Below are 12,726 nucleotides of genomic sequence, written 5' to 3' on the forward strand. Positions count from 1 at the left end.
TTTTAAAATGTTAAGTTTAAACCTAAAGTATAAATTGCTGATATAGGAGTAATATTATTATCAACTCCCATTTGTACCCTGTCTGAGTTTAAAATTTCCGGAGAGAATCCATTATATTTGAAACTTGTCCACGGGTTCTGAGCAGAAACATAAATTCTTAATTTTTCTATATTAAGAGACTTTGTAAAATCAGAGCCTAATGTATATCCTACTAATATATTTCTAATTCTAAAAAAACTACCATCTTCTACATAAAAACTACTTGGCACTATAATCTGTTGGTCTGTGGAAATTGCAGAATTTGTATTGGAAGTACCTTCACCATGCCAACGGTTTCTGTACATATCTAAATCCCAGCTTTCATTTCCATAGCGCTGCTCTCTATTATAGTTGTATATTTTGTTTCCTTGTACTCCCTGGAAATCAATGGCAAAGTCAAAATTATATCCAGACAGATTGAATCCGAATCCATAAGTATAATCAGGGATAGGACTTCCTAAAAATGATTTGTCCCTACTATCAATTACACCATTTCCATCTCTATCCTCAAACATGAACCCACCAACCTGCTTTTTCACTGATGAGTATACAGGAGCAGAGTCTACTTGTGCCTGATTTTGAAATACTCCAACAACATTATATCCATAGAAAGCACCAACTGCCTGTCCAGTTTCTAATCTCGTAATGGTATTACCAAATAAATAAGGACCAGTTTCGTTAAATGAATTATTATAAACACTTGTAATACGATTATCTAATGTTGTTAGGTTACCATATACTCCTAATTTGATTTTATCCGTAATATTTGTGTTATAAGCTAAATTAAATTCAAAACCTTTATTATAAAACGAAAATGCATTAGTTACCAATTTATTACTAGCTCCGGATATTGCCGGTTGTGTTATTGGATAAACTACATCTCTAGAATCTTTACGATAATAGTTAGCTTCTAATGTTAGTTTATTATTGAAGAAACCTAGTTCTACTCCGGCATCTTTTCCTTCAATGGTTTCCCATCCAATATTTAAATCATAAATATCAGTAGTACTATAGCCATCAATGCCTGTATTGCCAAAATACGCACCTCCTATTTTGATTGCTCGATTATCATAAGATCTCGGAACATCAGGATTACCCATTTTAGCCCAGCTCGCCTTTAGTTTTAATAAACTTAGAACATTTTGTTCTGCCAGGAAGTTCTCTTTTGAAACAACCCATCCCAAACCTACCGCAGGAAACCAACGAGATCTGTCACTTTCTGAAAAATTATTAGAAGCATCTCTTCTTATAGATGCATTAAGTAAGTATTTGCCTGCAAAATCATAATTAATTCTAGCAAAATAACCCCAAAGCCTGCTTGTTTTCACGTCAGTTTCTTCAACAGTCATGTTAGTTCCTCCGTTGATGAGAAATAAACTACCATCATCCCCACTGTATTTTACACCTTCAGCTTTTCCAGTAAGTTTATATGCTTTAGCTTCTTGGGCAGATGCCCCTACTAAACCAACAAAATGATGAGATCCCAAGTTTTTAGTCCATGTTAATGTATTGTCAAAAACATAATTTCTGGAATTTGAAGTAAACTTAGATAACTTTGACCTATCATTATTTCCGGGCAGGTAGCTTGAAGGACTTGTAAAAATAAATCCACTTGTATCTCCATTATCCTGAGTGAAATTAGTTTTAAATACTAAATCCTTTAAAATCTTGTATTCTCCCCAAAGATTGATAATATATCTATTTTCTTTATTTCTGTCGCGAGTAAGATCTAATTGAGCTCTAGGATTAGCTAATGATGTTAATGTTTGATAACCATAAGAGCCATCAGGATTTATCGGGTTATAAACTGGTGGAGAATTATATGCTGTTAAAAGAGGGTTCACAGCATTATTTCTGCTCATTTGCGACCAAGATGAATTAGTACCTACTGTTAATTTATCAGTTAATTTGTAAGTTACGTTTATTCTTGAAGTGAACCTTTTAAAATCATTTCCAGAATTGATACCTTTTCCTGCATCAAAGTTCCCTTGATCTGTCAAATATCCTAAACTTAAAAAGTAATTCATTTTATCTGTAGATCCAGAAGCCGAAATATCATTTGAATTAATAATGGAGGGTTTAAGAATCTCTTTAAACCAGTCCGTACTAATACTATAATTATTTGGATCCAAAAAACCTGATGATGCTCCGGAATATTTTAGTTTTTCATTATAAAGTTCAATATACTGATCTTTATTAACCATATCTACAACATTCGGAACTGTCTTTAATCCTAAATAAGAATTAAAGTTAAAGGTTGTCTTTCCTTTACCTCCTTTTGTTTTTATAATAACGGCTCCGTTAGTGGCTCTACTCCCGTATATTGCTAAAGATGAAGGATCTTTTAATATACTCATAGATTCTATATCCAAAGGATTAAGATATGAAATGTCTGTAGTAATAATACCATCTACAATAAATACTGTTGCTCCGTTTAAAGAGCTAATACCTCTAATATCAACTCTTGGAGAAACTCCTGGAGCACCCGGGTTAACAATATTAACCCCCGCTACCTTTCCTTGAACAGAGCTGATAGGGTTAGAATTAGGTCTATCAGCCAAATCTTTTGCACTTACAGTACCTATACTTCCTGTAATGTTCAATTTTTTTTGTCCCCCATATCCGATCAGTACTACCTCCTCAATCTTCTGCTCTTTTACGGCAGTATCTTTTGGGGTAGTCTGTGCATTGCGTTCATACCGAAGTATAAAACCGCAATGAGACATGAATACTTTAAATCACGTTGTTTCATATAGTTTAATTTTATTCGTACAATCAAAATTAATAATGCCTTTTGTGGAGTTATTTAAATTCTCAAAAAAAGACATTACTCAAAAGTATAAAAAAAATCGAACATCGTTAACAAATCTTAAAAATTTAAAAAAATCATATACAAATTAAACAAAAAACTAAATAAGTTAAAACTGAACAAAAAAAAATCATTATAAATATCAATATGAAACAAAATAACCAATGAAAAAAATATGATTCCGAACAAAAAAATCACCAAATCGGCTGCCTTGATTAATATTTTGTTAATACATATATAGTGTTTACCTTTGGCGTAATATTTGAGAAAATAAGAAAAAAGATCAATGAAAAAATATATTATAGCTGCTGCATTGTTAATTGGAACAGGAACTTTGGTTCTCACCACCGTACAATCCTGCCAGACCATGGCGACTTCGGACCTTGGTTTGTCTATCATTAAAAGAGTTCTTCTGAACGGTATAGATAAAGGAATGGGAATCTACAGTAACAAAGAGGCATTTCTTCAGAATAATCTCGTAGATAAGGCTCTTCCAAAGGAACTCAGAGATATCAATGCTACGCTGGAAAAAATAGTCCCTTCACTGGTGGCTAAAGAAAGAGACTTTATTGCACAGGCGGCGGCTTACACCGTTAATACGTCGAAACCTATCCTTCAGGGGGCAGTTAACAGTTTGAATGCACAGGATGTCACCAGAATTATCCAGGGGACTACAGCCACGCAGATCTTGAAAGAAAAGACTTCACAGCAGCTGGTAGCAGCCATTGCTCCGAAAGTGGATGAAAAGCTGAATGAGTATGGCATTGCTAAAACCATTAATACAGCCCTTTCAGGAAACAATCTTCTGGGAAGCCTTCTTGGGGGTAGCAGCAACAATATCAATACGGGTGGACTTAGCAAACTTGCATCTGAGCAACTGGTTAACGGACTCTTCAACATCATTGAAGATTACGAGCATCAGAATTCGAAAGCACTGCTGGGACCGCTTGGAAAATAGAAAAATTTTCGCTATATTTATATATAATTTAACAAAGGCAGATGGATATATTACAAGGAAATCAACACGCAAGCCCGGAGGAATTTTATAGTTCCCTGAAGGAAAAACTGGAAGGCCACCATGACTTTCCGGAAGATTATTTATTTAAATTTATCATTCCTACAGACCAGGCCAAACTTACTGAAATCTATAAAGTTTTTGACGGTATAAAGTTCACGCTGGGAAACCGCGAAAGCAAAAACGGAAAATATACTGCATGTAACATCAATGCATTCGTTCTGGATGCAGATCAGGTAGTGCATATTTATAGGGAAGTCGCCAAAATAGAAGGCGTCATTCTATTGTAAGAAAAAAGAAAAAGTCAGCAAACGCTGACTTTTTTTATAATATTAATTGAATTATTTTTCAATAAAGAACTTCACATTTTCAATAGGTCTTCCCAGCATGGCAACCGACCCTTTGATCAGTATAGGTCTCTGGATCAGGGAAGGATTTTCAGAAAGAATCTTAATCCATTCTTCTTCGGAATAATTTTTATCGGCATATTGCTCCGTGTACAGCTTATCTGTTTTACGGATCATATGGAATACGCTCTGATTCAGCTTTTTCAATACTGTTTTGATCTCAAGGATGCTCAGCGGATCTTCCACGATGTTGATGATCTCAAAAGGCACCCCATTCTCATCCAGATACTCCAGGACGGCATTGGACTTGGAGCAGTTTCCGTTGTGTAAAACCTTAACCATCATAATGTAATTATTTAAAAATTAAGCTACTTCATCAAATTTAGGAAGAAAAGACGTGAAACCGGTCTTAATTTCTGATAAAAATTTGTTAAAACAGGCCGTTCAGCTCTGCCTCAATCTTTTCAAGAATGAATCCGAAATCTTCCGGCTTTTCCACGAAATCCAGATCATCCACCTCAATGATTAGAAGCTTGCCTTCTGTATAACTGGAGATCCATTTTTCGTACTTCTGGTTCAGTTTTGAAAGGTATTCAATGCTGATGGAGGCCTCATATTCCCTTCCTCTTTTGTAAATCTTTTTCACCAGGTTCGGAACATCAGACTTTAAATAAATCAAAAGGTCCGGTGCAGAAACAAAAGACTTCATCAGCCCGAAAACAGAGACATAATTATTAAAATCCCTGTCGGAAAGAAGTTTCATATCATTCAGGTTTTCTGCAAAAATATGGGCGTCTTCATAGATGGTACGGTCCTGGATAATATTTTTACCACTCTCCCTGATCTCTTTTACCTGCCTGAATCTGCTTCCTAAAAAGTAGATCTGCAGTGCAAAACTCCACTTGCTCATGTCTGCATAAAAATCTTCAAGATAAGGGTTATGGTCTACATCTTCAAACTGTGCATCCCATCCGTAATGCCTGGCAAGCATTGTGGTTAAAGTTGTTTTTCCGGCACCAATATTTCCAGTAACAGCAATATGCATTCTCCTATGTATTTTTTAATTAATCTAACTAAACCCCTGCAGCCTGAGCTTCCAAGATATCATTCATCAACTTTTGTAAACCGGTCTCAGGAGCTTTTTCAGATGATTCTTTTGGCTCTTCTTCCGCTTTCTTCACTTCGCCGTCCACCGGTTTTTCAGATGACGGTTCCGTAACAGCTGAAGGAGTTTCTTTCCTGATTTCCGGTTCCGTCTGCAGTTTCGTTTCCTTTATTTTTTCAAGGTTGTAAAGATAGAGTTTGTTGGCTTTGATTTCAAAATAAGCGAGAATGTTTTTATCCACAATTTGTGCATCCGGATCCCCGAAAATTTTGACCATTCCTTTTTCCGGATCATACTTTAGAATAGAATTGTCCGCAATCACCAAAATCACTTCATTTTCCCTTCTGAATCTTTTTCCGTTTTCAAGCGGCGCTTCGAAGATCTTTTCAAATTTCAAAGAATACACCATGATATGCTTCCTGGTCAGGATATAGACCTTATTTTCAAAAACCAACAGATCCATCAGGTCATCAAAACTGGCATCAAACGGATAGGAATTGATGGTGGTATTGTTTCTGAAGTTGTACTGGATCAGGCGTTTCGTACTGTCGTCCAGAAGCCAGAGCTGTTGAAGGTCTTCCGCATAGGCCATTCTGATAAACCCGAACTTCTGTTTGAAATCTATCCGCTGGATCTCATTCATATTCTGATCCACAAATTTCATTTCCTGGGCATTTTCCGAGAACAACGGCACACTTAAAGGGTTCTGGACCGTCTGCACTTTGTACGGAACAGTCAGCATCAGTTTTCCGAGTTGCTTTCCCAGTGAATCATACTTGGTTAAACTAAAGTCTTTGTTTTTATAGATATACAGGTTTCCGTAATCATCTGCAAGCATATCTTTAGCTTCCTTCAGCTTTAAAGTATCTAAAGGCAGGGATTTCTGCGCAGCAAGGGTACAGAAAAAAAAGATCAGTACTATATTAAATAATTTCACAGTCTATTTTGGTAAAGATAACTTTCCTGAGTGGAACATCAGCAATTGTTTTTATTTAAACTTTAAATAATTAATTATTTAATCGACACTTCGTAAATTTTTGCCCAATTTTTACCCGTAACCAACATATTATCACCTTTAAAAGCAATTCCATTGAGCACATGTTCGCTGTTTCCCTGATTGTTTTCATTGGTCAGCTTTGTAAAATCAAATTTTCCTACCGCTTCTCCGGTAGCCGGATTGATCTTCAGGATAACAGGTTTATGCCAGATATTGGAGTAAATAAAGCCATTATGATACTCCAGTTCATTCAGCTTGTCGTATGTTTCCGTATGACCTGCCACGGCAACTGTTCTGATTACTTTCGAAGGATCATTCACATCAAGGAAATAGAGGTTTTTTGATCCGTCCGTAGCCACCAGGTTTTTACCGTCATACGTCAGTCCCCAGCCTTCCCCGATCACGTTGGGTAAGGGAAACTGTGAAATCTTTTTCAGGGTATTCTTATCATAAACAAAACCGATTTTGTTCTGATAGGTCAGCTGGTAGATTTTATTTCCTACCACAGCACAGCCTTCGGAAAAAATACCATCCTCTTGTTTTTCCACCAGGCTCGGAGTTGTGGAACCGAGCGTATATTTGATCAGCTGTGATGAACCGTCCAGTCCGTCACTTTCATAAACGGTATTGCCTTCAATAAGAAATCCCTCGAGGAAATTATTGGGATCATGCGGGTATTCCGCCACGATGCTGTAAGATAAATTCTGTTCTGGATTTTTTGTGAAAACGTTGATCGTAGCATCCTGATTCAGGGTTTTTCCATCTTTTGTTTTAATGATAAAGGTAACATCATTGTCTCCCAAAGTGAAAAATTCAGGATCAACTGTCAAATCAGACAGTTCTTTGTCACCGAAACTAATCGCAATGGTTTCTGCATTGTCCGTCACCTCTTTGGGAAGATGGAGCTGATCTCCGAAGTGATAGCCCTTTTCCTCCCTGGAATTATTGTAATCTGCCAGGGCATTGAGGAGTTCCCGGTTATTACCGCATGATGACAGCAGCAGAACTGCCGTGAAACCTGTTAGCATATTTCTTTTCAGTGAACTTTTAATCATTTTCCAAAAATACTAAAATTTTAATCCTCTAAAGAAAAATAGCGCTCCTGAGGAACGCTATATATCTGAAATAAACTTTAATTATTATTTGATCTGAACTTCATAGATCTTCGGCCAGTTTTTACCGGTTACGAGCATATTGTCACCTTTGAAAGCAATCCCGTTCAATACATCATCGCTTCCTTTTGTATTCTGTTTTGCAATCTCCGTGAAGTCAAAGGTTCCCACTACTTCTCCTGTTGCAGGATTGATCTTTAATACCACAGGTTTCTGCCATACGTTTGCATAGATAAACCCGTTGTGGTATTCCAGCTCGTTCAGCTGGTCATAAATCTGTGAGCTTCCTGCCACCGCTACGTATTTGATGAGTTTTGAAGGATCATTGGCATCAAGGAAATACAAAAGCTTGCTTCCGTCTGATGCAATCAGGTTTTTGCCATCGTACGTCAGTCCCCAGCCTTCACCCAGCACATTCGGATACGCAAATTCAGACAGGAGTTTCAGGGAACTTTTATCATATACATATCCTTTTTTGCTCTGCCAGGTCAGCTGATATACTTTATCACCTACAATGGTGCTTCCTTCGGAGAAATCCTCCTGAGCCTGTTTGGTGGAAGCCAGCGGCGTGGTGGTTCCCAGGGTATATTTAAGGATCTGTGAAGAACCGTTCTGCCCGTCACTTTCGTAAATGGTATTTCCTTCAATCTGGAAGCCCTGTACAAAATTTTTCGGATCATGCGGATATTCTGCAATGATCTGGAATGCTATATTTTTTTCAGGATTTTTTGCAAATACATTGATGGTGGCGTCCTGATTTAATACTTTTCCTCCTTTTGTTTTGATGTTAAAGGTTACGGCATTATCTCCCAGGGTAAAAAATTTGGGATCCACCGTTAAACTGGAAGTTTCCTTGTCTCCAAAGCTGATGCTGATACTTTCTGCATTTTCCGTCACCTCTTTCGGCAGTTCAAGCTTATCCCCGAAGTGGTAGCCTTTTTCCACCATTGAATTATTATATTCGTTCAGGGTGTTCAGAATTTTTTCATCTTTATTACAAGATGCCAGCATCAGAACGACTGCTAAACCCAGTATGATATTCTTTTTCATTGAATTTCTAAATATTTCCCCAAAAATAGCAAATTTTATTCCGTATTGCCAATATTATCGACGGGTTGACCAAATTGTAACATATACCCATTGTTATCATAGATGGCAAACTCCCTCATTTCCCATTCAAAGGTCTCTATTTCATAGCAGACTTTTGCTTTGGTCTTCAGGTCTTCCCAAAGATCGTCCACATTATCCACATTAAAGTAAAAAGAGCCCGAGAAGCCTATCCCGTTGGGTTTTTCATAATCATTCTGAGAGAGCATGATTTGTACATCGTCCTTACGGATCGAGGCCCACTGCCACTGATCATTCCTGCCCATCAGGGTAAAGCCCAGAACCTGCATATAAAAGCCTATGGTTTCGTCTATATTATCTGTCCACAAAATCGGACGGAGTGCTGTGAATGTCATACTTTCTGTGTTTCAAAAGTGTTTCTGCTGATTTTCATATTGATGGAAAGCCATAATTCGTTATCGATACTGACCTCACTCATCACTTCCGGATCAATTTCAAAGCCTACTTTTTTATAACATTCAATGGCTCCTGTATTCCAGTCGTATACATTAAGTTCTGCTGTTTCCCTCTCAAAATGGCTAAAACCATAGTTCAGGAGTTCCTGTACAATTTTCTTTCCATAGCCTTTTCCTCTGTTGTTTTCGTCCCATAACAGGATTCTCCCGAGCAGGAACGTTTTTTCTTTTAAAAAGATCTGGGCGTGGCCGATGGTCTTGTCTTCTGACGGGTCAACAACTTTGAACATGAATCTGTTTTCATTGTCCAGATCCTGATCCAGCTGTTCTTTTGTCAACGGAAAATGGTAAGCAGGGCCGGCAAACTGAAGAAGCATTCTTCTGTCTCCTATTCTGGAAATCAATTCCTCACTATCTTTTGTGGTGAATGGCTGCAGCTGTATCATTGTATTTATTTTTCCAAATATTCTTTTAAACTTTGCCCGATAATTGAATTCCAGCCTTCTGTAAAGCTTGCTCTGGAAAAAGTTTCTCCCAGAGCATCGAAGCCTTCAATATGATCGTGCGTCAGTGTTACCAATGTTCCGTTATCTTCGGGATGAAGTTCCCAGGTCACGATGGTCACGGCATCAGAAAGTTCAGGATAGGCCCAACTGTGTTTTAGTTTTTTGTTCGGAATAATCTCCAAAATACGACCGTGGTGAAGATATTTTCCGCCATCACAGGATTCATAGAAATCAAACTCTTTTCCCAGCTCCGGCTCGAAATCGCGGATTGTAAAGTACCAGGATTTCATTTCATTTTTATCTGTCAGTGCTTTCCATATTTTTTCTGCAGAAGCACTGAATTTGTACTGAACAGTGATCGGTGTATTCATAGTTTCAGGTTTAATTAAAATTTAGCTGTGGGAGAATCCTGTAATTTTTGCTTCGTCAAAATCCAGCTGCATCTCAATGGTTCTCATGACGTGATCATCAAATATTTTCTCTCTTTTCATCCTGTGCAGCTCATTTCTCTGGGCCTGAATAATCTGGCGGAGCACATCTTTATTTTCATTGATCGCATTTACATAATCTCCTGTGGAAGCCATACATTGGGCTTTATCCGCCATCAGCATCATTTCTGTTTCCAGTTTATGTTTCTGGTGGCGTACCAGGGTATTCTTTTCTGCCAGTTCAGAGAAATCATTCTCCATTTTGTGCAATGCCGTTTCTTTAAGCTTACGCATCAGGATCACTTCCTGCTTTTCTTCTGGCAGTTCGCTTCCTGCATCGTCTATTTTTAACCACTTCAGGATCGGAGTCAGAAGAAGCCCCTGTCCTACCAATGTGATCAGTATGATGACGAAAGTTACGAATAAAATGATATTACGGTGCGGAAAAGCTTCTCCATTTGGTAAAAATGCCGGAATTGAAAGAGCTGCAGCCAGTGAAACCACACCTCTCATAGCGGCAAAACTGATGATGAAGGGTTCCCGCCAGTCCGGTTTCGGTACTTTTAATCTTAATTCTTTTGAACAAAGCCTTGGAAAATACATCACGGCATAGCTGTACAATATTCTGGTGAGAATAATAGCTCCACCGATGACCACACTGTAAAAAATTCCTTCTGAAATGGTATAATCTTTCATCGCCGCCACTACCACAGGAAGCTCAAGACCAATGAGGATAAAGATAATGGTATTCATCACGAAGATGAGCACGCTCCATACATTTCCGGACTGTATCCTGGAAGTGTGGCTTAAGTAGCAGTGTGAATTATAGGACATGAGAAGACCTCCGGCAACTACCGCCAATACGCCGGAAAAATGGAAATGTTCAGCCCCCACATACATGATGTAAGGGACAATAAGTGTAATAACCGTATCAATATTTGAATTGGAAGGAATAATCCTGAGCAGGGCACCAAATAAAAGGCCTGCTGCGACTCCAACCGCTACTCCGCCTACAGCCATCATAAAGAAATCCTGAATGGCATCCCTCCAGATAAACTGCCCCGAAATAACGGCTGCCAAGGCAAATTTAAAGACAATTAAACTGGACGCATCATTGATCAGACTTTCGCCTTCCAGGATGCTGGTGATCTTTTTAGGAATCTTCATATGTTTTAGTACAGAAGTTGCCGCCACAGCATCCGGTGGTGAGTTTACGCCTCCAAGCAGGAATCCCATCGCAACGGTAAGCCCCGGAATAATAGAAGACGAGAGATAAGCCACGACTACTGACGTTAAAAATACAAGCCCGAATGCCATTGAAAAGATCTGTTTCCTCCATTTGTGAAAATCCTGCCACGACGTAAACCATGCGGCTTCAAACAGGATGGGAGGAAGAAAAATAAGGAATACGAGATCCGGCTCTATTTCAATATGCGGCATTCCGGGAATCAGGCTGATCAGGAGACCGGCAATCACCAGGAAGATAGGATACGCTACTTTGAGCTTCTGCCCTATCATCACCAATATCATCACAGACAGCAGTACCGCAATGGATATGATAACATAATTGTGAATCATTTTGAGTTGTTTTTTAGTTGTTTTTATGAATGGTTAAGCTTAAGGCTGAGTTAAACCTTTTTTTGTTGGTTATCGCGAAGGCGCAAGGTCTTTAAGTATTAAGCTGTTTTTAAGGCGCTGGAAAATCGAAGATTTCCAGCTATTTTTTGGTTAAACTAAATCGTTTTTTGTATTTAAATGAGTTTTATTTTTAAAGTACAATATTGTTCTTTGGAGCAATGGCCGGCGGAAGATCAGCTTCATCCAGCATATCTCTCATATCAATTTCTATGGTACGGCTGATCTGGGTGATCGGCACGTCATTCGGGCTTCCCTCAAAAGGGTTTACGGAAGCTTCCCCTACACTGTCCAGCGTATGGAAACACCAGGTTACCATCAGTGAAAACGGAATATTAAACCAGATCGTCCAGCCTTCCAGCATGGTCCCGTCACCTAATTTATCCAGTTCTTTCAGCAATCCGAACGGTACAAAAAGGATGAACAGCAGCAAAAGATAGGTGGTAATGGATGAGAAATTTCTCGGATAGGGAAAATTCTTGATCCTTTCCGCCTTTCCCTGGTTGTCTGTAAATTTCACCAGCTGCTGGTTGATCTGCGTCCACTGGAAATCGTTGATTTCTCCATGGGCATACGCTTCGGACAATTCCTTGCTCTGGCTGGCCATCAGCTGTGTCGCCCTGTTCTTTTTACTTAAAATATACTGCAGTTCCGTATCGGAAAGATACTTTTGCAACTCCTCATCCAGTTTGGTCAATCGTTCCGGAATGTCGTATTTCTGCGCATATTCGTCATATTGTGCCGTCCCCATATTCTCCCAGGTTCTGGGTTCACGCAGCTGAAACCTCAGGGCTGTGAGCCATGCATAATGACGGTGAAACATTTCTTTTACTTTTTTCGGATCTTTACCCGAAAGGGCATCTCTTAAAATGTATCCGAAACTACGGCTGTCATTGATAATCGCACCGTAAATCTGTCTGGCTTCCCAGAGCCTGCTGTAACTTGCATTGTTTTTAAACCCTACAATAAAGGCTACGGCAGTTCCTAAAATGGCAATGGGCTGCCAGGGAACGGAAATAAATTTCCAGCCAAAAAAATACAGAACGGTAGGTATAGCCGCCAATATCGATAAAACGTAGATACTGCGTCTTGTCCAGGTGGCGAACTCAAGCGCCCCAAATCTCTTCCCTGAATGCATATGTGTTATTTGTTTTTAATCTGTTGATTCTATGGTCTAAACTAACAGTTTTTTCTTCATCAAGGCACCTGG

The 12,726-nt window shown here is 38.8% G+C and carries 13 protein-coding genes; 2 read left to right on the top strand and 11 right to left on the bottom strand.

Annotated features, from left to right (window positions below):
• Positions 1-2: 2 nt before the first annotated feature.
• Complete coding sequence (locus B7E04_RS16865) at positions 3-2,765, bottom strand: SusC/RagA family TonB-linked outer membrane protein (RefSeq protein ID WP_080779659.1); 2,763 nt, start codon at positions 2,763-2,765, stop codon at positions 3-5.
• A gap of 369 nt (positions 2,766-3,134) precedes the next feature.
• Between B7E04_RS16865 and B7E04_RS16870 the strand changes: the two genes are divergently transcribed.
• Positions 3,135-3,806: a DUF4197 family protein gene (locus B7E04_RS16870; protein WP_080779660.1), complete on the top strand. Its 672-nt coding sequence runs from the start codon at positions 3,135-3,137 to the stop codon at positions 3,804-3,806.
• Between the two features lie 41 nt (positions 3,807-3,847).
• On the top strand, positions 3,848-4,153 hold the full coding sequence (locus B7E04_RS16875) for a DUF493 family protein (protein ID WP_062647995.1): 306 nt from the start codon (positions 3,848-3,850) through the stop codon (positions 4,151-4,153).
• Between the two features lie 51 nt (positions 4,154-4,204).
• Here B7E04_RS16875 and B7E04_RS16880 read toward each other — a convergent pair whose 3' ends face one another.
• The 10 genes from B7E04_RS16880 to B7E04_RS16925 form a co-directional block, all read right to left on the bottom strand.
• Positions 4,205-4,555, bottom strand: coding sequence for an ArsC/Spx/MgsR family protein (locus tag B7E04_RS16880; protein WP_062647997.1), 351 nt, complete (start codon positions 4,553-4,555; stop codon positions 4,205-4,207).
• A gap of 85 nt (positions 4,556-4,640) precedes the next feature.
• The gene (locus B7E04_RS16885; protein WP_080779661.1) at positions 4,641-5,255 is read right to left on the bottom strand and encodes a deoxynucleoside kinase; all 615 of its coding nucleotides are present in this window, start codon (positions 5,253-5,255) and stop codon (positions 4,641-4,643) included.
• A 28-nt stretch (positions 5,256-5,283) separates the two neighbouring features.
• Entirely contained in the window at positions 5,284-6,252 is a 969-nt protein-coding gene (locus B7E04_RS16890; protein WP_080779662.1) for a hypothetical protein, read from the bottom strand.
• A gap of 74 nt (positions 6,253-6,326) precedes the next feature.
• On the bottom strand, positions 6,327-7,352 hold the full coding sequence (locus tag B7E04_RS16895; RefSeq protein ID WP_080780730.1) for a glutaminyl-peptide cyclotransferase: 1,026 nt from the start codon (positions 7,350-7,352) through the stop codon (positions 6,327-6,329).
• Between the two features lie 99 nt (positions 7,353-7,451).
• Positions 7,452-8,474, bottom strand: a complete 1,023-nt coding sequence (locus B7E04_RS16900) for a glutaminyl-peptide cyclotransferase (RefSeq protein WP_062648006.1) — start codon at positions 8,472-8,474, stop codon at positions 7,452-7,454.
• Between the two features lie 35 nt (positions 8,475-8,509).
• Entirely contained in the window at positions 8,510-8,887 is a 378-nt protein-coding gene (locus tag B7E04_RS16905; protein ID WP_080779663.1) for a VOC family protein, read from the bottom strand.
• Entirely contained in the window at positions 8,884-9,393 is a 510-nt protein-coding gene (locus B7E04_RS16910; protein WP_080779664.1) for a GNAT family N-acetyltransferase, read from the bottom strand. Before B7E04_RS16910 ends, B7E04_RS16905 begins: the two co-directional genes overlap by 4 nt.
• A 5-nt stretch (positions 9,394-9,398) precedes the next feature.
• The gene (locus B7E04_RS16915; protein WP_080779665.1) at positions 9,399-9,824 is read right to left on the bottom strand and encodes an SRPBCC family protein; all 426 of its coding nucleotides are present in this window, start codon (positions 9,822-9,824) and stop codon (positions 9,399-9,401) included.
• 21 nt (positions 9,825-9,845) lie between these two features.
• Positions 9,846-11,459, bottom strand: coding sequence for a Na+/H+ antiporter (locus tag B7E04_RS16920; protein ID WP_080779666.1), 1,614 nt, complete (start codon positions 11,457-11,459; stop codon positions 9,846-9,848).
• 190 nt (positions 11,460-11,649) lie between these two features.
• A complete protein-coding gene (locus tag B7E04_RS16925; RefSeq protein ID WP_080779667.1) occupies positions 11,650-12,654 on the bottom strand; it encodes a bestrophin family protein in 1,005 nt (334 codons plus the stop codon).
• Positions 12,655-12,726: the final 72 nt, after the last annotated feature.

The organism is Chryseobacterium phocaeense (genome assembly GCF_900169075.1).
In the GTDB taxonomy this organism is placed as follows: domain Bacteria; phylum Bacteroidota; class Bacteroidia; order Flavobacteriales; family Weeksellaceae; genus Chryseobacterium; species Chryseobacterium phocaeense.

What these genes read in the sequence shown, in the direction of transcription:
- B7E04_RS16900 (WP_062648006.1), bottom strand. Translation starts at nt 8,474, where the DNA reads ATGAAAAAGAATATCATACTGGGTTTAGCAGTCGTTCTGATGCTGGCA.
- B7E04_RS16880 (WP_062647997.1), bottom strand. Translation starts at nt 4,555, where the DNA reads ATGATGGTTAAGGTTTTACACAACGGAAACTGCTCCAAGTCCAATGCC.
- B7E04_RS16865 (WP_080779659.1), bottom strand. Translation starts at nt 2,765, where the DNA reads ATGTCTCATTGCGGTTTTATACTTCGGTATGAACGCAATGCACAGACT.
- B7E04_RS16905 (WP_080779663.1), bottom strand. Translation starts at nt 8,887, where the DNA reads ATGACATTCACAGCACTCCGTCCGATTTTGTGGACAGATAATATAGAC.
- B7E04_RS16875 (WP_062647995.1), top strand. Translation starts at nt 3,848, where the DNA reads ATGGATATATTACAAGGAAATCAACACGCAAGCCCGGAGGAATTTTAT.
- B7E04_RS16915 (WP_080779665.1), bottom strand. Translation starts at nt 9,824, where the DNA reads ATGAATACACCGATCACTGTTCAGTACAAATTCAGTGCTTCTGCAGAA.
- B7E04_RS16870 (WP_080779660.1), top strand. Translation starts at nt 3,135, where the DNA reads ATGAAAAAATATATTATAGCTGCTGCATTGTTAATTGGAACAGGAACT.
- B7E04_RS16910 (WP_080779664.1), bottom strand. Translation starts at nt 9,393, where the DNA reads ATGATACAGCTGCAGCCATTCACCACAAAAGATAGTGAGGAATTGATT.
- B7E04_RS16925 (WP_080779667.1), bottom strand. Translation starts at nt 12,654, where the DNA reads ATGCATTCAGGGAAGAGATTTGGGGCGCTTGAGTTCGCCACCTGGACA.
- B7E04_RS16885 (WP_080779661.1), bottom strand. Translation starts at nt 5,255, where the DNA reads ATGCATATTGCTGTTACTGGAAATATTGGTGCCGGAAAAACAACTTTA.
- B7E04_RS16920 (WP_080779666.1), bottom strand. Translation starts at nt 11,459, where the DNA reads ATGATTCACAATTATGTTATCATATCCATTGCGGTACTGCTGTCTGTG.